Below are 17015 nucleotides of genomic sequence, written 5' to 3' on the forward strand. Positions count from 1 at the left end.
GTTTTGCGGAAAGCCTTATGAATTTTTTGTTACGTTACGGATCAGTGTTGTTCTATCCATTCATGGTTGACATGGCTGACAACATCTTCGATGGTTTGCAGCTGGTCAGGGGAGCAAACACCGATAAGGGGCTGATTGATGTCGATATTTTGATTGTGTTTAAAATACACTTGATAAATAATTCCTTCAGGACCGGTGTAAAGAAGAGGAACTTCGCGCTTCATGCGTGAAACAATGAACAATTCCATGCCGTTTGTCACCGTGACTGTTTGGCTTCCGGAAATTTTAACTTTTTTATCGATTTCAGGCGTAAAATAATACTTAGCCCTTTCAGGCGCATAAAAGAGGTGCAGAGCTTTTTGCAAAATGATTTCAATGACTTCTTCCTTGGAAAGGAAGTGCCGTAAAATTCCGATTTCAGTGCCGGCTTCCACAAATTGCTTATTGTATTCCTTATGCATTTTTTGAATAATGCCTTTTTGGGCGGCATGAATGAAACGCGGATTGTTTTCACGCGTGATGACAGCGATTTTCGTACCCGGAATTTCTTTAAATTCACCGCTCACGTCTTTCACTTTATTGCCTTCTTCAATGTCGGTAAACTCTATAATTCCGGTATGAGGGGTTTTTATGCTCACATCCAGATACGGATGTTGCTTTATTTCATCTAAAAGTGCAGTAATATCTAACATAATATACCTATCTGTAATAAAGATTGCGTCCACCCATAGTGAGCAATGCTTGTTTTAGGTTCGTACGGGTGTCGCGCCTATCCCAAACACCTTGGATATGCCCGCGTGAAAGGGCTTTATAGCAATTATGGTGATCGGGGGGAACATCCATGCCGGTAGTGTTTTTAATAACAGCAGGCCCGGCAAAGCCGAGGTTGGAAGAACGCATTGCGAATTGATAGTGGGCGCAGCCCAGGAAACTTGCAACCGGTCCGCCGAAACTGTTGGTATCGTAAAGGACGAGATAAAGTCCCCCTGCCCTCATATATCGGCGAATGGCAATGGTTACGCGGGGCATTTGGATAACTCCGTGCGTTCCTTCCTGAATACGTATCCCTGCCGTGCCGTGTGAGTAAATGATTAAAGGATAGCGTTTTCTGCGGGCTTTGTCTATGGCGGAAATAAGTTTCGCTCCCTCCGCAGCTCCGACAGAACCGCCTCTGAACGGTGCGGTTAAAATGGCAACAATGCACTTTATGCCTTCAATTCTTGCTTCATAGGTGATACAGGAAGATTTTAATTTTGTTTTTTCACGGGCTTCTTGTAAGCGTTCATCAAAATCGGGGAATTTCAACGGGTTGCCCGCTTCCCACTCGTTATTGAATTCATGGATTGAATTTTCATCAAAGCAGTTATGCATGAACCATTGGTATTCCATTTTGAAATGATGACCGCAGTTTGTGCATACGCCTGCAAATTCATTGTAAAGATCCGGAGCCCAAAGGTCGATACAGCCGTGCACGGCACTGTTCGGACAAGTGACAGCTTTATCTTCCTTCGCTTTCGGGCTTACCCATTTCCACGCGTTGTTTCTGCTGTTTTCGTCTTCCCATTTGGAAAGCGTTGTCAGTTCTTCCTCTGCGGCAGGGTCGATACGGCGGACTTTATTATAGGCGTTTTTGAACGGTTTTGAGGTTTTTTGCTTGAAACTAATCCATTCCGCTTCGATTTCTTCACGCAGGCGCACGTATTTTTTGCGTTGGCGATGATAAATGTCATACACGAGCCTGTTGTACACTTCACGCCATTGTTCCGCCCACGTATCCGCCAAAGCGCCTAAAATGCTTTGTCTGTTGATATAGCTTTTTCTGGACATGCGCATGAATTTGTGCTGGCGCTCTTCAATTAAATCGCTGCGCAAACTGCGTTTGATATGCCAGCGGACATAGGTTTCGTCAAGATTGATATCGGGGTTTTGCAAACGGCGGAGTTTGCTGAAATTGAATATCGAAAACTCGCTGGATTTGAGCATGACTTCGTCGGTAGCCCTGATGATTTCTTGGCGGAGGGTACGGAAAAAATCATAATGATAAGGTCTTGCCCCAAGAAGCGGCTCCTGAATGATTTTATCGATATAGCCGAAAGAAAGGTTGTCTTGGGCTGTTAAATGCAAATTTTTGGCGCATTGTTCAATAAGTTCGGCGCTTGCCCGTTCACCTCGTTTCAGCCTGCCCTCAATGGCTGCCGCTCCTTCCGGAGAAATGACGGAATAATAGCCATGGGAAAGCATGAGTCTTTTGTCCGCCAAGCCGAAAGCTTCGGCGCCGCCCGATCCGCCTTCTGAAATAAGGGAAATGATAGGCACGGAAAGCCCCGCCATTTCATAAATGTTTTTTGCGATTTGCTGCGCCGCTCCGGGGTATTCTTCCACCGGGTCGCCCCCCGGCGTAAAAATATAGGAATGCACGGGAATACCTTCGGTTTCCGCAACATGCATATAGTGCAGCGCTTTTGCGTTGCCCCATGGCTTTGCTGAACCGCCGTTTCTAAATTCTTCGCCGTGCCCCTTTTCATGCCCGATGACCATGACGGACTGGTGATAGGTTTTCTTGCCGTAACGGCGTGTGATATAAGCCCGTGCGATAAGAACGGCAGGGTCGTTGGTGTGTTCGTTTTGCCCACCGATTTCCGTATAGTTGTCGTAAACGTTTTCAAGTATATCTTTAAGACAAATGCGCTGCGGATGGCGGACAATGCGCACTTTATCCATGGGAGTGAGCTTGGCTTCGAGCTTTTTTTCCATAAAGGAAAAAAGGTCTTCAATGGTGGCAGCCGCTTCATCGATATTTTCTGTCTCGCCTGTTTTAAATTCGTTTAAACGGGTTTCCAAAAGCGAAATATCCTCTTGATGTTTACCGCCGAAAATATCTTTTATATAATTCAATCTGTCTGTCAATTGCTGTGCTTTTTTTGATAATTCCATAATAGTTCTCATTAAAATTTCAATATGCGGTCAGTGTTTTTCAATAGAAAAGGAATATTGGATTTCAGGCTTTCACCTTGGGCGTTGCTTCCTGATATGGTAAGGTTGTTCAGAAATTCCTTTCCCTGCTGCTTGGCGTTTTCAAGGTCGGTTCCCCAAATAATGCCAAGGGCCAAGTTGGGGTCGAATTCCGTAGGGATAGTGTAGGGATTTTCTTTGCTTATTTCAGGCAAATGGGTGTGCAGGGAAAGCCAAGGAGCTTTTTCATACGTGAATGTGTCGATATCGCCTACCCAAGGGGTGAAATTATTGTCAGTATCTTCGGCAATGAGGCGATATTCAATTCCGACTCCGTCAAAGGTGATATCTTGCTGGGTGTACCCTAACGGTTCGCCAAGCCCCGTTCTGATTTGTTCGGCGATAAGGTCGATGCCGCCTTTGCCGTTTATGCGTGAAATAGCGGCGGAAACGCCGTTTTCAACCTGAATGCGGGTATTGACTTCCATAAGAAACGGATTTCCGTCTTTTGTCACTATCCATTCCCATGTGCCGACGCTGTCATAATTCACTTTGCGCGCCAAGGCGAGGGAATGTTCAATAATGTCACGCATCACTTTTTCGGCATCGAAAGTATATTGGATAGTGCTCGGAGCGAAACCCGGAGCGATTTCAATACGTTTTTGCAGCCCTGTTGACTGAATGGAACAGTTTCTCGTGCCAAAATGAACCGGATTTTTTCCTGTTCTGTCCGCAATGATTTGTACTTCCAAGTGGTTGAAATTGGTTATTTTTTGTTCAATAAGGACTCCGTCGTCCTTAAACTGGCGCATGGCGTAGTTTCGTATTCTTCTGTAAATGGAACGGAATAAATCAAGGTCATGTATTTCTTCAATGCCCATTCCGCCGCCGCCTGCTGAGGCTTTGACAAGGACAAGCGGTTTGGCGACCCCTTGTTGTAGCTGGAAATCGAAAAGCGTGCGGGCTACTTTTTCCGCTTCGCTTTCATCATAAATAGGACGGTCGGAGCCAGGAACCGTGGGGACATTAAGGCTTCTTGCAATACGTTTCGTGTTGATTTTATCACCAAGTTCACGGATAACACGCCAAGACGGACCAAGAAAAATAAGCGGTCTGTTTCTTTCTGTCACACGGCGGGCAAAACGGAAATCTTCAGCAAAAAAGCCGTATCCAGGATGAACAGCCGTTGCTTCCGCCGTATCGGCAACGCTTAATATCTCATTGGCGTCATGATAGGAGCTGATACGGTAAAGGCTTTTATCGTCACCGAGTTCTTTCGCCAGTTTAACATGACCGGAATGAATATCTTCTTGAGTATATACGGCAACAAATTTTAAACCAAGTTTGCAGCATGCTTGAATAATTCGGACTGCTATTTCTCCTCGGTTGGCAATGAGGACTTTATGTTGTTTGCTCACGGAAAATCCTTTGGACAATAAATATAGTCAATATGTGTAAGATTGTTCACATTATTTTTTTTATATACGCTTAAAAATAAAAAATTGCAAAGTTTTTTTTTGGAAAAATAAATTTTTTTTATAAAAAAAAACAGTATGTTAATGCTGTTTTGTTCAAATGGTGAGTAATTTTCTCTTGATAATTAATGGGAATTGTCCCTATCTTCGATTTCAGGGAAAAAGTTTTCATTGTCTTTATGCGTTTCACTGACGAACAAGTGGCAATAGCAAGCGCCAAATTCCTTGACATCGATATTTCTGTAAGAACAGGGACAAATATTGTGTTTGTCTTTTTCCGCATCGCCATTGGCAAGACGGCAGGGGCAATTCAAGTATCCGTAATTTTCGAGATTATCCAGCAAGCTTTGTATGATGTCCATGCAGTGCTGATAATTTTTGTGGAGATAATAGCCTTTTTCCTCTTCCTTTTTTAAAAGCGCGTAAAGTTCTTCCGGGCTCATTTTATTAAAGCCTCCCTAAGTGCATGTTCTCTGAAACCGGTGATGATTTGTCCGTTTGCAAGACGTATTGTGGGATAAGAACCTCTGGGATTATAGATTTTTAATCTGTCCAATAAGTTTTTATAAAGTTGTTTCGGGTACTTATCTATATAAATAATGGTATAGGGAACGGAGTTTTCATCTAAAAATTCCCTTGTCTTTTTGCAGTGGTGGCATGTGGAAAGGGCGTAAATAAAGGTGTTCGGAACATTTTCAGGTTTGAGCGCCATTTTATAAAGGGTTTGCTCTTCCTGAGTCAGCCGGCTTAAAATGTCTTCAATCGGCTCATCTTTTATCCTTTTGCTTTTGAAATAAAAAATGCCGAATATAATAAGAAGAAATCCTATGATAACCAATAAGTATGTTGCAGCCACTTCAAAACCCCTGATGCTGTTGTTCGCTGTAATTTGTTTACATTATAATCCAATTCCGTAAAAAGTCTAGTGTCTTTTCTTCTTTGTGAAATTATCCTCTGCGTTTGATTGTTTAGTGCGATGAGCATGGGTTGTTGCTTTTGGGGTCGGCTTATTTTTGTGTTTGGCTTTGTTCCTTGCATTGTTTGCTGCCGCATTTTCTTCTGCGCCGCCGTTTGTTTTGGTGTTTTTTGCGAGCGGCAATTCTTTTACGGCATCATTTGAGTTATTTTTTAAAATGCATAAAAGTGCATGCGATTTTTTATCTTTGATGATTTTTTGGGGAATGCTCACTTCGCAAAGCGAGCCTGTCTGCACACCTGCGGAATCAAGAACGAGCAAAAGCCCTTTTTCATGGCAGGCGTAGCGGGCTCTTCCCCGGTAGTTCGGAACAACGAACGCATCGGAAATGATGCGGGCTTTATTTTTGCTTTCCCCTTTTTTCAGAATAGGTTCGGCTTCCGCTTTTTTAGCAAGGAAAAGGTAGGAGAGGCTGATGGAATCCTTATCCAGCCCCGCTTTTTGCGAAAGTTCTTTCAATTCATGAGGAATATGACTTGGTTTCGTGTTGAAGTGGCACCATGCATTTTGCGTATGGCATTGTTTTTTCAGCGGGCAGGATATGCCTGAAGGGCAAGGGCTGATGATTTGAAAAGGGGCTTCTGCGTTTTCAAATCCATCAAAGGCAAAATCCGTATTTTCATCATCTTCTTCCTGTATTTCATTTGCTGTGAGGGAACGCAGAATTTGTATCATTCTGGCGCCTTGTCTTGTTCCCGGTTCAACCGCAAAGATTTTTCCCGTATCGTCAAGAAGCCGGCAGGCTTCGGCATATATTTGCCTGATTTGTTCAAAGCTTGAAATCTTTTTCCGTTCATCGCTTTCATTGAGGACGTTGCCCATGGTGAGCAGTGAAACCGGAGAATGGATTTGCCGCAGTACTTTATGATTTGGGGCACGGAACGTTTGGATTTTCCATGTGCATTCGGGGGCGAGTTTTTGGCGGAGTTTTTCAAACAGATTTTTACCGATATGCAAGGGTTGGGGGGCGATGTCGGTGCAAATGAACGTGATGTCTTTTTGCCGCAATTCTTTTTTCGAGAGGAAAAGAGCTAAAGGAATGGTGAGCGGTCCTGAGCCCAAGTCAATGAAATTCGCTTTTTGGGGAATGGTTCCGAAGTCCAGTTTTGGAAATAGTCTGCATAAGCGGATTAAATTCCAAACCATAAAATAATGGAAATATGCGGAGAGCAGGCGTTGGTTCGTCCAATAGGGGTATGAAAGCATTTCCCTTTCCGTGGTTAAAAATCTGGATAAATCTTTGCATGCGTAAACAAGCTCTTTTTTTTGGCTCGGTTTCATGGGGAGGAGCTCGTCAAGAGCAGGATAGAGAACGTCAAACCCTTTTCGGGTAAACGTGTCAAATTCTGTAAAAAGTTCTTTATTCATAGTACCTGCTTTTAAAAATGCATATTGTCAATATATAAGGCATCATATTCTTTTTGGTTGGTTAAATCAATGAGTTCTGCCGCACTGGAAAGTTTTGTGACAGTGTCGATTAATTCCGGTTTTGTGTGGTAGGTGATCAGACCTTTGAGCGAGGTATTGCCCAAAATGCTTGTTTTCGCTTTGCTGTTTTTAGGCAAAAATCCGAAGTTTTCCAATATTTCTAAAGGAATATGGGAACTTAATGCTCCTGACAGGAATATGTTTTCAATGTTGTTTCTTTCTAAAAACAATGCTATTGCGGAAGAAAACGCGGCTTTGACTTTTAAAATATTTTCAATGTCTTCGGCGCATAAATACAGTTTGTCAGTGACATAAAGCCGTTTTTCGCCGTTTGTTTCCTTTAAGTTTTTAAAAATTTTTTTCCCTAACGGACTGAGGGAGTGTTGATTGTCTTGGAATAAGCCCTGTCTGTTTATGCAGTTTGCGGATAACAGAGTATTGAGCAAATACAAGTAGGCAGCCCCGCAGATAAATTGCGCTTCCCCTTTGCAGGCATAGGATAAGCCGAACGGTGTCAAAGAAAAAGAAAGAATGATGTTTTCACCTTCGCCGTGAACGGCGCTTCCGCAGCGCATGCCAACACCCTCGAGGGCTGGTCCGAGCGGAACGCTTGCGGCATGAATTTTTCCTTTTGAATAATGAATAAATTCTCCGTTCGTGCCTAAATCTGCAAGTAAAAAATTATCCAAATGCGGATAGGTTTGCAAAATATTCGCCAAGCCCGCACAGGCGTCAGCTCCGACAAATGCTCCAAGCTGCGGAGGAACAAACAGCGGGGGCAGTTTCGGGAATTGATAGGTTTTACCGCCTTTATTTTCTAAATAATAGGGTGCTTCCAGCAATCCTTTTGTGCTTTCGCCAAGAAACAATGCCAGCATAGCGGGATTGGCGGCAAGATATATTTTTTGGATAAAAATATTCAGTTCCGCAAGGTGCTGGCAAAGGTTTTGAAAATATTCCAATAAAACGGTTTGCAGGCGGCTCGGTTTTTCTTTTTCGATAAAATGTTCATAATGGAGCCGTGCCATGACATCCGCTCCTGCGAACATTTGCGGATTTAAAATTTTTCCTTCCGTGAGGACCGCATTGTCGCTTCGGACTTCAAACGCTATGGACGTTGTTCCCAAGTCGACGAATAATATGGCTTTTTTTTCCTGATTGCTTTTTTCAAGGTGCAGATCGTATCGGGTCGCGTTTTGCTGCAAATCATCAAAAACAGTCAATACCGCGTTATCCTGCAAAGGGTGCTTGCAAGCCAGACGGATATTGTTTTCCTGCTCTTCCCGGTTTAGAAGCGTTTGTTCAAGCGGGCTCAGTTCCGGAATATCCGAATGGTATCTGACTTTGCAGCGTCCGCATTTTCCCATGCCGGTACAAAGAGGGCGGGGCATTATTTGCGGTAATCCGAACAAATAGCTTGCATTCGCATTCTTAGGAAGCGTTTCAAACGGAATTTCAAGCACTTGGTTTTGATAATGAATTGTTATTGCCATATTTTTTCCTTTAAAAAACTATACAGAATAAATATTCAAATGGCAACGTATTGTCTTTTCAAGAAAAAAACTGTATAGAAAACCAAAATAAAGACGATATACGTTTTTGATGAGGGTATTTCGTGCTTGACATTGTACTTTGTCAATGTATAATTATTTGAATTAAAACAATTAAGGCGGTTTGTATGAACAAATTTCTCGCTCAAGATGAAGTAGATGCGCTTTTGAACGGTTTATCTGGTGGGGATTTGGAAGTTGAAGCGGAAGAAGAAAATTCCGATGGCATTGTTCTTTTCGACCTTGCCAATCAAGATAGAATTATTCGCGGCCGTATGCCTGTTCTGGAAATTATCAACGACAGGTTCGCTCGGCTCTGTACCAATGCCTTAACAAATACTGTGCGCAAACGTGTTGAAATTTCTCCTATTTCTATTGATATGGCTAAATTCGGGGAATTTATGCGTTCGCTTCCCGTGCCTACCAGTATCAATATCTTTAAAATGGAACCGCTGCGCGGCAATGCTTTGATGATTATCGACGCACGTCTTGTTTTCGCCCTTGTTGAAAACGTTTTTGGCGGAATGGGCACGCAGTCTAAGGTTGAAGGGCGTGAATTCACCCGTATAGAACAAGCCATTGTGGATAGGATCATTCGTCTTGCCCTTGAAATTATGACGGAATCATGGCGGCCCGTTCATGAAGTCAATCTTGAGCTTATCCGCTCGGAAATCAACCCCCAATTCGCTTCCATTGTTCCGCCGAGCGATGTGGTGGTTGTTATCAATTACGAAGTGGAACTTGACAATTCCCTCGGCTCCATGCTTGTTTGCCTGCCTTATTCCACGATTGAACCTATCCGCTCCAAATTGAACGCGAACTATCAAACGGAACGTTTGGAAGTCGACCACGCATGGTCCGGCCGTTTAAAAGACAGACTTATGGAAACTCCCGTGGAATTGAAAATCGGCATAGGAAGCACGCAAATCACCAGTAATCAGCTGCTTCGCTTGAAAGTCGGCGATATTATCACGTTGGATACCGATATTGAACAATTATTGCCTTGCACCGTCGAGGGCGTTACCAAATATTGGGGTATACCCGGAATAATAAAGGCTAATAAGGCGTTTCAAATCGTAAGTGTCGACGAACCGAGATATTCATAAGACAGTGTTTGGAAATTGAAATAAAAAAGTGGCTTTCGGGCCACTTTTTTTATCTTGCCATCTGCATAAGGCGTTTAATTCTTTCCTCAATAGGAGGGTGGGTACTGAAAAGCGCCTGCATGTTTCCCGAATGGAGAGGGGAAACAATGAACATGTTTTCCGTTGCGGGATTGGCATTCAAAGGTATTTTCGCACTGTAATTGTTCAATTTGTTCAATGCGCTTGCAAGGGATTGCGGGTCGGAGCTGAAATGCGCCCCTGATTCATCCGCTGAATATTCACGGGAACGTGAAATCGCCATTTGGATAAGGCTTGCCGCAAGGGGTGCTAGGATAATCATCAAAATTGCTCCGACAGCACTAATCGGGCTTGAGTTTTCATTGTCCCTTCCGCCAAAAAGGCTTGTAAAATAAAGCATATTGGCAAGAGATGTAATGGCGGAGCCTAAAACTGCCGCACAGGATTGAATAAGAATATCCCTATTGGCGATATGGGCGATTTCATGGGCTATGACGCCGCGAAGTTCATTGGTTGAGAGAATGTGCATAATGCCTTGGGTTACGGCAACGACAGCATTTTCCGGGTTTCTTCCCGTGGCGAAGGCATTGGGGCTTGGGTCCGGAATAATGCAGATACGGGGTTTTGGAATGCCTGCGTTTCTTGCCAATTCTTCAACTATTTCATGAAGCTGCGGTGCGTCGCTTCGCTGCAGTTCCTGCGCTTTATACATTTTAAGCACAATGGAATCGGAAAACCAGTAACTGAAAAAATTGACCGCAACGGCAAAAAACAAGGCGACAATCACTCCTGTTTTTCCTCCGATAAGACCGCCTACAACTATGAAAAGGGTTGTCAATAACGCAAACAGCACTGCTGTTTTCATTGAGCTTGTCATAACATCTCCATTTGTTTTTTATTTTGAATTGTCGTTTCGTTCGTGTTTTATTAAATAAAATATAGCTATGATTTTTAAAAAGACAAGTATTTTCTTTTCAGGATTGTTTTTGGTTTTTTTGCTGCATGAAAATTCCGCCCACAATGAACAACAAGCCGATAATGCTGAGAGGATTGATGTGTTCGTTTAAGATACTGTTCGCCCATAATAAAGCGAAAAAAGGGGAAATAAGGGGTATGGTGGCGATTTTGCTTATGCTTTTTGTGTACTGTAAGGCTTTGTCCCAAAGTATGAAAGGAATGGAAAGTTCGATCAGACCTATGTAACAAGTGGGCGGTATGGCGTCTTGCGGAAGGACAAATGGTTCATTTCTGAAAAAAAGAGTTATGAAACCCAATAGACTTGCTCCTAAAAATCCGAGAAACAATTTGATATTGGCGGGAAGTTTCACCGCTGTATTGTAAATCCAATAGACGGCATATAAAATCGTGCTTATCAAAATATAAAAAAGGCTGAGGCTGTTTGCCTGCATTATGGTTGAAGAGTTGCCCAGACTGATAATGAGAACGCCGGTATAAGCGAATAAAATCCAGAAAATTTCCTTACCGCTGAGTTTCTGTTTAAAAATAAAACTGCTTATCAGTGCCAGCATCAATGTCCATGAGTAATTGACAGGCTGGGCGATTTGCACGGGAAGTCCTGCATATCCTATGAAAAGGCTTTGGTAATAAATAAAAAGAATGGAGCAAAGCAGGAAACAGGAAAAAAATTGTTTTTTGGAAAGTTTGAAAAGGAGCGCCAATTCCTTATTGATGAAAATATAGAATAATAAGATGCCGCTTGCAATAAGCATTGCATAACTAAGAACAAGCAGGGCGCTTGCTTTTGCCAAGGCAAGTTTGAAAGCCGTTGAAACGTTCGACCACAATAAGACTGTTCCCAAGGCATAGAAATTTGCTTTTGTTTGGTTCGGTTTTTGAATATTGCTCAGCATGGGAGGGTAAACTTTTATTTTGTTTTATATCGCGGCAAAAAAAGCCCTCTTCATGTATTTTTTTGAAGAGGGTTTTTTCTTATTTGGAATATTTGCTGATAATGGCTTGTGTGCCGAGTTCCCCTTGTTTGCTGTCTTCCATTTCTTGATATATGGAATAGACTTTTTCCAAAACCGGCAGCTGAATATTTTTATTTTGACATTCTTCCAAGGCTATTTTCATGTCTTTGACAAAGTGTTTGATGAAAAATCCGGGAGCGAAATCATTGGCGCACATTTTAGGTCCGTTATTGCTTACCTGCCAGCTTGCCGCCGCACCGGTCTCAATGGTTTTGAGCATGGTTTCAGGGTCAATTCCCATGGCTTTGCAATAGGAAATGGCTTCGCATACTCCGGTGGTGTTAGCCGCAACGACAATCTGGTTTGCCATTTTCACATGTTGTCCCGCCCCGGCTTTTCCTTCATAAACGATATTTTTTCCCATAGCTTTAAAAATATCTTGGCAGGCGTCAAACGCATCTTCATCACCGCCGACCATAATGGCGAGCGTTGCGTTTTTAGCGCCGATATCGCCGCCGGAAACAGGCGCGTCAAGAGCTTTCAGCCCTTTTGCCTTCGCTTCTTCATAAATGCGTTCGGCAAGTTTCGGGCTGGAAGTTGTCATATCGATAAGGTATGCATGCTGCGGGGCATTGGCGATAATGCCATGGTCTGAAAAATAAACTTCTTCTATGTCTTTGGGATAACCGATCATGGTGATGACCGCATCTTTGTTTTGAATGCAGTCCTTTATGCTGTCACAAACCACCGCTCCGTCTTTTTGCAAAGCTTCCGCTTTTGCCCGCGTGCGGTTGTACACACTTACGGAAAAACCTTGTTTCAAAAGATTGCGGACCATGGACGCCCCCATTACGCCTATGCCGATGAATCCTATGTTTTTCATAGCGTTCTCCCAGAATCATATGTTGATAAGTTCGTAATCCAAAGAGCCGAGACCGATTTCAGCCGCATGCTCGATTTGATGATAGCCGTGCGTATACCCCCACTGACGGGTGAATTTATCAATGCCGATACCGTTATTTTCCATCGGTATCAGGCTTTGCGCTTTGGTGACGAGGTCATAGCTCGCTTTATCGATAGCGACCGGGTCCGTGGAAGCCAAAATTCCGATATCCGCAATCAACGGTGCGTCGCTCCAAGCCACGCAGTCGCAGTCAGGAGTCACATTCAAAACAAAGTTGATATAAATGACCTTTTCTTTTTTATTTTGAACCGCACCGTAAGCATATTCGGCAATTCTTTCGACAAAGGCGTAAAGCTCGGTTTCCCATTCGGCGGTAATCGCTTTCGGTCCGCAAACGGTTATGCATTCAAAACAGCCGATACATTTGCCGGGATCGGCGTGAGCTGTTTTTTTGCCGTTTTCATCTTTCGCCATGCTTATCGCGTGTGCGGGGCAAACTTTGGCGCAGCTTGCGCAGCCGATGCAACTTTCCTTATTTATGGAAACTTTTGTTTGGTGCTGGTCGCGTTTTCCCCAAAAAGAAGCGCAGCCCATGGCGAGATTTTTTATCGCTCCGCCGAAACCCGCCATTTCATGCCCTTTCACGTGGGATAAAACAACCATGCTGTCGGCGTCATGAATTTCACGGGCGATATGGGTTTCTTTGAAATGCCTGAGATTGACAGGCACATCGATTTGGCTCAGTCCGTTCAGTCCGTCTGCGATAATGACCGGAGCATTGACGGTGCATGGGGCGAAACCGTGCGCATAGGCGGTGTTTAAATGGTCGACGGCGTTTCGGCGTGAGCCGCTGTACAGGGTTGTCGTGTCCGTAAGAAAAGGTTTTGCCTTTTCCTGCTTGACCAAATCAACGACTTTACGCACAAGCTGGGGGCGAATATGGGTATCGTTGCCCATTTCTCCGAAATGCAGTTTTATCGCGGTTAAATCATCACGTTTTATTATGGAGTTTAAACCAATCGCTTGGCAAAGTTTTTCAATTTTGGCAGATTTGTTGTCTTCTTGCTTTCTGCAATGCATATCTGCGAAATAAACTTTTGATTTCATTTTTTCTCCTTATATTTTTATGAGTTCATAGTCCAATGAGCCCAAACCGATTTTTTCACCGTGGGTAAAAATATTATAACCATGTGTTTTTTCCCATCTATGGGCGAACTTATCAATGTTTATTCCGTCATTTTCCATTGGCTGCAAGCTTTTTGCACGGGTTACGAGGTCGTAGCTCGCTTTGTCGATGGCAAGAGGGTCTGTCGAAGCCAAAATGCCGATGTCCGCAACCATCGGGGCGTCGCTCCATGAAACGCAATCGCAGTCAGGAGTGATGTTCAGCAGGAAATTGACATAAAAAACCTTGTTTTTTTTGTTTTGTATTGCTGAATAAGCGTATTCCGCAATCCTTTCCACAAAGGAAGAAAGGTCTGAATCATGTTCGTTGACAATGGCTTTCGGTGCGCAAACGGTTTGACATTCAAAACAGCCTATGCATTTGTTCCTGTCAACGAAAGCATGTTTGGCATTTTCTTCTTTTTTCATGCTTACGGCATGGGCGGGGCAGATTTTGAGGCAGTTTCCGCATGCTATGCAATTTTCGGCATTGACTTTAACTCTCGTATCGTGCTGGGCTCTTTTTCCCCAAAAGGAAGCGCAGCCCATGGCGAGGTTTTTTATCGCTCCGCCGAACCCCGCAACCAAATGCCCCTTGAAATGGGATAAAACAATCATGGAATCAGCTTCGTAAATTTCACGGGCGATAAAGGTTTTTTGAAAGTATTTTAAATTTTCGACGGGTACTTCCATGGTATTTTTGCCGTTTAAACCGTCGGCAATGATAATGGGCGCGTTCATGGTCGCAGGACCGAACCCGTGGGCGTAAGCGGTTTCCAAATGATCGACGGAATTTTTGCGGGAACCGGAATAAAGGGTGTTGGTATCCGTTAAGAACGGATTCGCCCCTGCCTGTTTTGCCAAGTCCACCACTTTGCGCACCAGCTGCGGACGCAAATGGGTATCGTTTCCAAATTCCCCGAAATGGAGTTTTATAGCTGTCAAATCATTTTTTTTAATAAAATTATTTATTCCGATATGTTCGCAAAGCTTTTCAACTTTTGCCGTCTTATTTTCAGCTTCTTTTCTGCAGCGCATATCCGTAAAATAAACTTTTGCTTTCATCGTGCCCTCTTCACTTATCAAAATAACCGCTTAATTTTGATAATCGTTCAAATTTGATATCAGGTATTTTAGCCTTATTCAAGGCTGTTTGTAAAGCGATTAAATCATTATCCCTCATAGCTTGGTCGTAATGGAAGCAAAACGTATCCTGTATGTGCCGAACCCGAAAGTCAGGACTTGGATCGCCGCAAATTTTTGTTAATTCCTTTTCAAAAAAATCTTCAAGTTCGATAAGCCGGTTCAGCATGGTTTCCTGAATGGGAACATGGTAGGGAAAACGGGTTAAAAAGCAGGGGCGGGCTTTTTGCATATGATTTTCCAAGCCTATTGCTTTGGCAAGTTCACGGATGTCCTGCTTGGAAAAATTTGCGAGGGCGAGGGGGGATTGTATGGAAAGTTCCTGCAAAGCGGCAAGTCCTGGGCGGTAGGTGTTTTTATCTTCCGCATGCGTTCCGTCGCATACCGCTGAAGGTCCGCTTTGTTGTTTTAGAATACCGAATGTGTGCAATTTGCAGTGATAACAGCGTGCAGGGTGATTGTTCCGCACGTGTTCAATTTTCAAGATGTCAACAGGTATTATGGTTAATGGAATGTTTTCCCGCTTGCTCCATTCTTTTAAATATTCCGTTTCCTTTGCGCCGACATGCTTGCCCGCGGCATGGAGCAAAGAAAATCGGCAGCCGGTTTTCTTTGCGAAAAAAGCCAGAAAACGGCTGTCCAAGCCTCCGGAACAAGCGATAACAAAAGGCGGGGCGAAATTGTGCAAAATTTTTTGCAATAAATAGGCTTTTTCTTTTAATGGCGAAGGGAGATTTTCGGGAAAAATAAGTGTGTTCATAGCTGCAATATAGGATAAGCGGATTAAAATAAAATAACTATTTCTCTCAAAAACTTGCCTAAAAATATCGTTATGTCCGTCCGGCGTTTATTGCATGCCGAAACATTTTTATTTGCGTACCGCTTATTTTCTAAAGAGTTTTTGCTGCAATTCCGCAATTGTTTTGACATAAAAAGGCGATTTTTCTTCCAATGGGCAAAAAATCGGGGCATAACCCAGTTTTGTCGCTTGGTTAAGCCGTATGCCATGGGCGCTGACGGGTCTGATTTGTCCGTTCAAATCCACTTCTCCCCAAAAAACAGCGCGTTCCGGAAGCGGAATGTCATAAAAAGAAGAAAGCACGGCGGCAACAAGCGCCAAGTCCAGTCCCGGTTCCTGCAAACGCATGCCTCCGCCGACTTTTGCATAAATGTCGACCTGTCCGAAATTGAGGCGCAGGCGTTTTTCCAAAACCGCCAGCAAAAGGTGCAGGCGGTTGACATCAAAGCCTAAGCCCGTGCGTCTTGGAATGCTTAAATAGGTTTTTGTGACAAGTGCTTGAATTTCAACCGCAAAAGGTTTTTGTCCGTCAACAGCCATGACAATAGCCGTTCCGGAGAGCGAAGAATCCCTTGCGCCCAAAAAAAACGTGGATGGGTCTTCAACAACTTCCAGACCTTTTTGCTTCATTTGAAAAACTATCAATTCCTGATTGGGGCCGAAACGGTTTTTTAAAACCCTGAGCAAACGGAAAACTTGTTTTCTGTCACCTTCGAGCGAAATGACCGTATCCACCAAATGTTCCAAGAGTCTGGGACCTGCGAGGTCCCCGTCCTTGGTCACGTGTCCGACTAAAATAAGGGTTGTGTTGTTTTTTTTGCATGCGTCCACAAGTTCCGTCGCGCAGGCTTTCACTTGGCTGACATTTCCCGCCAAGCCTTCCGCCATATCGGAAGAAAGGGTTTGCACGGAATCCACGATTAAAAGGTCCGGGCTTGCCGTTTCGATAATATCCACGATGTCTTGAACCCTATTGGTCGCAATGGCTAAGAGATTGTCATGGAGAACTTCCAAACGTTCCGCTCTGGCTTTGATTTGCGGCAGCGATTCTTCGCCGCTGGCGTATAGAACGGTGTGCGGTTCTTGGGTTTTAATGCATACATTATTTTCAATATATTTTCCGGAAGCGACCGCTCCTGCCAGCTGGAGCAAAAGTGTGGATTTGCCGATGCCCGGTTCGCCTCCGACTAAGATTGCAGAGCCAGGAACAAAGCCGTTTCCGAGGATTTTATCCAATGCTTCGAGCCCGCAGCCGAAATTTGCGTGATTATCAAAGCTAGCTTCATGTAACACTATGACTTTATTTGATTTTATCGCTTTTTTTATAAAGGAATTTGTTTTTTTCACCGTTGCAAGTTCAAGCGTGTTCCATTCCTTGCAATTGGGGCACTGCCCTTTCCACTGCGGGGATTCCGCCTTGCAATTGCTGCAAATATACGTTTCTTTCATTTTTACCATATCAACCTCGGCTGTAAAAACTTTAACTATTTTTCCATAAAAATAAAAGGAAAAAAATGATTATAAATAATAATGGGTTATATGCTCAATGCGAAAATATTTAAACAAAAT

At 43.5% G+C, this 17015-nt stretch carries 15 protein-coding genes; 1 reads left to right on the forward strand and 14 read right to left on the reverse strand.

Features of this window, described 5'->3' with window-relative positions:
* Positions 1-41: 41 nt before the first annotated feature.
* The 7 genes from JBF11_RS01725 to JBF11_RS01755 all read right to left on the reverse strand — a co-directional run bounded on the left by JBF11_RS01725 (position 42) and on the right by JBF11_RS01755 (position 8324).
* Entirely contained in the window at positions 42-692 is a 651-nt protein-coding gene (locus JBF11_RS01725) for a biotin attachment protein (protein ID WP_334315659.1), read from the reverse strand.
* A 7-nt stretch (positions 693-699) separates the two neighbouring features.
* On the reverse strand, positions 700-2934 hold the full coding sequence (locus JBF11_RS01730; RefSeq protein WP_334315660.1) for a carboxyl transferase domain-containing protein: 2235 nt from the start codon (positions 2932-2934) through the stop codon (positions 700-702).
* A gap of 11 nt (positions 2935-2945) precedes the next feature.
* Positions 2946-4370: an ATP-binding protein gene (locus JBF11_RS01735; RefSeq protein ID WP_334315661.1), complete on the reverse strand. Its 1425-nt coding sequence runs from the start codon at positions 4368-4370 to the stop codon at positions 2946-2948.
* 182 nt (positions 4371-4552) lie between these two features.
* On the reverse strand, positions 4553-4870 hold the full coding sequence (locus tag JBF11_RS01740; protein WP_334315662.1) for a ferredoxin-thioredoxin reductase catalytic domain-containing protein: 318 nt from the start codon (positions 4868-4870) through the stop codon (positions 4553-4555).
* Positions 4867-5283, reverse strand: coding sequence for a glutaredoxin family protein (locus tag JBF11_RS01745; protein ID WP_334315663.1), 417 nt, complete (start codon positions 5281-5283; stop codon positions 4867-4869). Before JBF11_RS01745 ends, JBF11_RS01740 begins: the two co-directional genes overlap by 4 nt.
* Positions 5284-5349: 66 nt before the next feature.
* On the reverse strand, positions 5350-6771 hold the full coding sequence (locus tag JBF11_RS01750) for a small ribosomal subunit Rsm22 family protein (RefSeq protein ID WP_334315664.1): 1422 nt from the start codon (positions 6769-6771) through the stop codon (positions 5350-5352).
* 11 nt (positions 6772-6782) lie between these two features.
* Positions 6783-8324 (reverse strand): ASKHA domain-containing protein, encoded by a 1542-nt coding sequence (locus tag JBF11_RS01755; RefSeq protein ID WP_334315665.1) that lies wholly within the window; start codon positions 8322-8324, stop codon positions 6783-6785.
* Between the two features lie 185 nt (positions 8325-8509).
* On the opposite strand from JBF11_RS01755, the gene fliM reads away from it, so the two are divergent.
* Positions 8510-9487 (forward strand): flagellar motor switch protein FliM, encoded by a 978-nt coding sequence (gene fliM, locus JBF11_RS01760; protein ID WP_334315666.1) that lies wholly within the window; start codon positions 8510-8512, stop codon positions 9485-9487.
* 49 nt (positions 9488-9536) lie between these two features.
* Here fliM and htpX read toward each other — a convergent pair whose 3' ends face one another.
* The 7 genes from htpX to radA all read right to left on the reverse strand — a co-directional run bounded on the left by htpX (position 9537) and on the right by radA (position 16904).
* Positions 9537-10382, reverse strand: coding sequence for a zinc metalloprotease HtpX (gene htpX / locus JBF11_RS01765; protein ID WP_334315667.1), 846 nt, complete (start codon positions 10380-10382; stop codon positions 9537-9539).
* 97 nt (positions 10383-10479) lie between these two features.
* Positions 10480-11376 (reverse strand): DMT family transporter, encoded by an 897-nt coding sequence (locus tag JBF11_RS01770; protein ID WP_334315668.1) that lies wholly within the window; start codon positions 11374-11376, stop codon positions 10480-10482.
* Positions 11377-11455: 79 nt separating this feature from the next.
* Complete coding sequence (locus JBF11_RS01775) at positions 11456-12319, reverse strand: NAD(P)-dependent oxidoreductase (protein ID WP_334315669.1); 864 nt, start codon at positions 12317-12319, stop codon at positions 11456-11458.
* 15 nt (positions 12320-12334) lie between these two features.
* Complete coding sequence (locus JBF11_RS01780; protein ID WP_334315670.1) at positions 12335-13447, reverse strand: DUF362 domain-containing protein; 1113 nt, start codon at positions 13445-13447, stop codon at positions 12335-12337.
* 9 nt (positions 13448-13456) lie between these two features.
* The gene (locus tag JBF11_RS01785) at positions 13457-14569 is read right to left on the reverse strand and encodes a DUF362 domain-containing protein (protein WP_334315671.1); all 1113 of its coding nucleotides are present in this window, start codon (positions 14567-14569) and stop codon (positions 13457-13459) included.
* 10 nt (positions 14570-14579) lie between these two features.
* The gene (gene larE / locus JBF11_RS01790; RefSeq protein ID WP_334315672.1) at positions 14580-15407 is read right to left on the reverse strand and encodes an ATP-dependent sacrificial sulfur transferase LarE; all 828 of its coding nucleotides are present in this window, start codon (positions 15405-15407) and stop codon (positions 14580-14582) included.
* 123 nt (positions 15408-15530) lie between these two features.
* Complete coding sequence (radA, locus tag JBF11_RS01795; protein WP_334315673.1) at positions 15531-16904, reverse strand: DNA repair protein RadA; 1374 nt, start codon at positions 16902-16904, stop codon at positions 15531-15533.
* Between the last annotated feature and the right edge of the window lie 111 nt (positions 16905-17015).

Origin of the sequence: Taurinivorans muris, assembly GCF_025232395.1 — a bacterium.
GTDB classification, from domain to species: domain Bacteria; phylum Desulfobacterota; class Desulfovibrionia; order Desulfovibrionales; family Desulfovibrionaceae; genus Taurinivorans; species Taurinivorans muris.

Excerpts from the sequence above, each read along its gene's own strand:
- JBF11_RS01725 (WP_334315659.1), bottom strand. The coding sequence starts at position 692 with ATGTTAGATATTACTGCACTTTTAGATGAAATAAAGCAACATCCGTAT.
- JBF11_RS01730 (WP_334315660.1), bottom strand. The coding sequence starts at position 2,934 with ATGGAATTATCAAAAAAAGCACAGCAATTGACAGACAGATTGAATTAT.
- JBF11_RS01740 (WP_334315662.1), bottom strand. The coding sequence starts at position 4,870 with ATGAGCCCGGAAGAACTTTACGCGCTTTTAAAAAAGGAAGAGGAAAAA.
- JBF11_RS01750 (WP_334315664.1), bottom strand. The coding sequence starts at position 6,771 with ATGAATAAAGAACTTTTTACAGAATTTGACACGTTTACCCGAAAAGGG.
- JBF11_RS01755 (WP_334315665.1), bottom strand. The coding sequence starts at position 8,324 with ATGGCAATAACAATTCATTATCAAAACCAAGTGCTTGAAATTCCGTTT.
- fliM (WP_334315666.1), top strand. The coding sequence starts at position 8,510 with ATGAACAAATTTCTCGCTCAAGATGAAGTAGATGCGCTTTTGAACGGT.
- htpX (WP_334315667.1), bottom strand. The coding sequence starts at position 10,382 with ATGACAAGCTCAATGAAAACAGCAGTGCTGTTTGCGTTATTGACAACC.
- JBF11_RS01770 (WP_334315668.1), bottom strand. The coding sequence starts at position 11,376 with ATGCTGAGCAATATTCAAAAACCGAACCAAACAAAAGCAAATTTCTAT.
- JBF11_RS01775 (WP_334315669.1), bottom strand. The coding sequence starts at position 12,319 with ATGAAAAACATAGGATTCATCGGCATAGGCGTAATGGGGGCGTCCATG.
- JBF11_RS01780 (WP_334315670.1), bottom strand. The coding sequence starts at position 13,447 with ATGAAATCAAAAGTTTATTTCGCAGATATGCATTGCAGAAAGCAAGAA.
- JBF11_RS01785 (WP_334315671.1), bottom strand. The coding sequence starts at position 14,569 with ATGAAAGCAAAAGTTTATTTTACGGATATGCGCTGCAGAAAAGAAGCT.
- larE (WP_334315672.1), bottom strand. The coding sequence starts at position 15,407 with ATGAACACACTTATTTTTCCCGAAAATCTCCCTTCGCCATTAAAAGAA.
- radA (WP_334315673.1), bottom strand. The coding sequence starts at position 16,904 with ATGGTAAAAATGAAAGAAACGTATATTTGCAGCAATTGCAAGGCGGAA.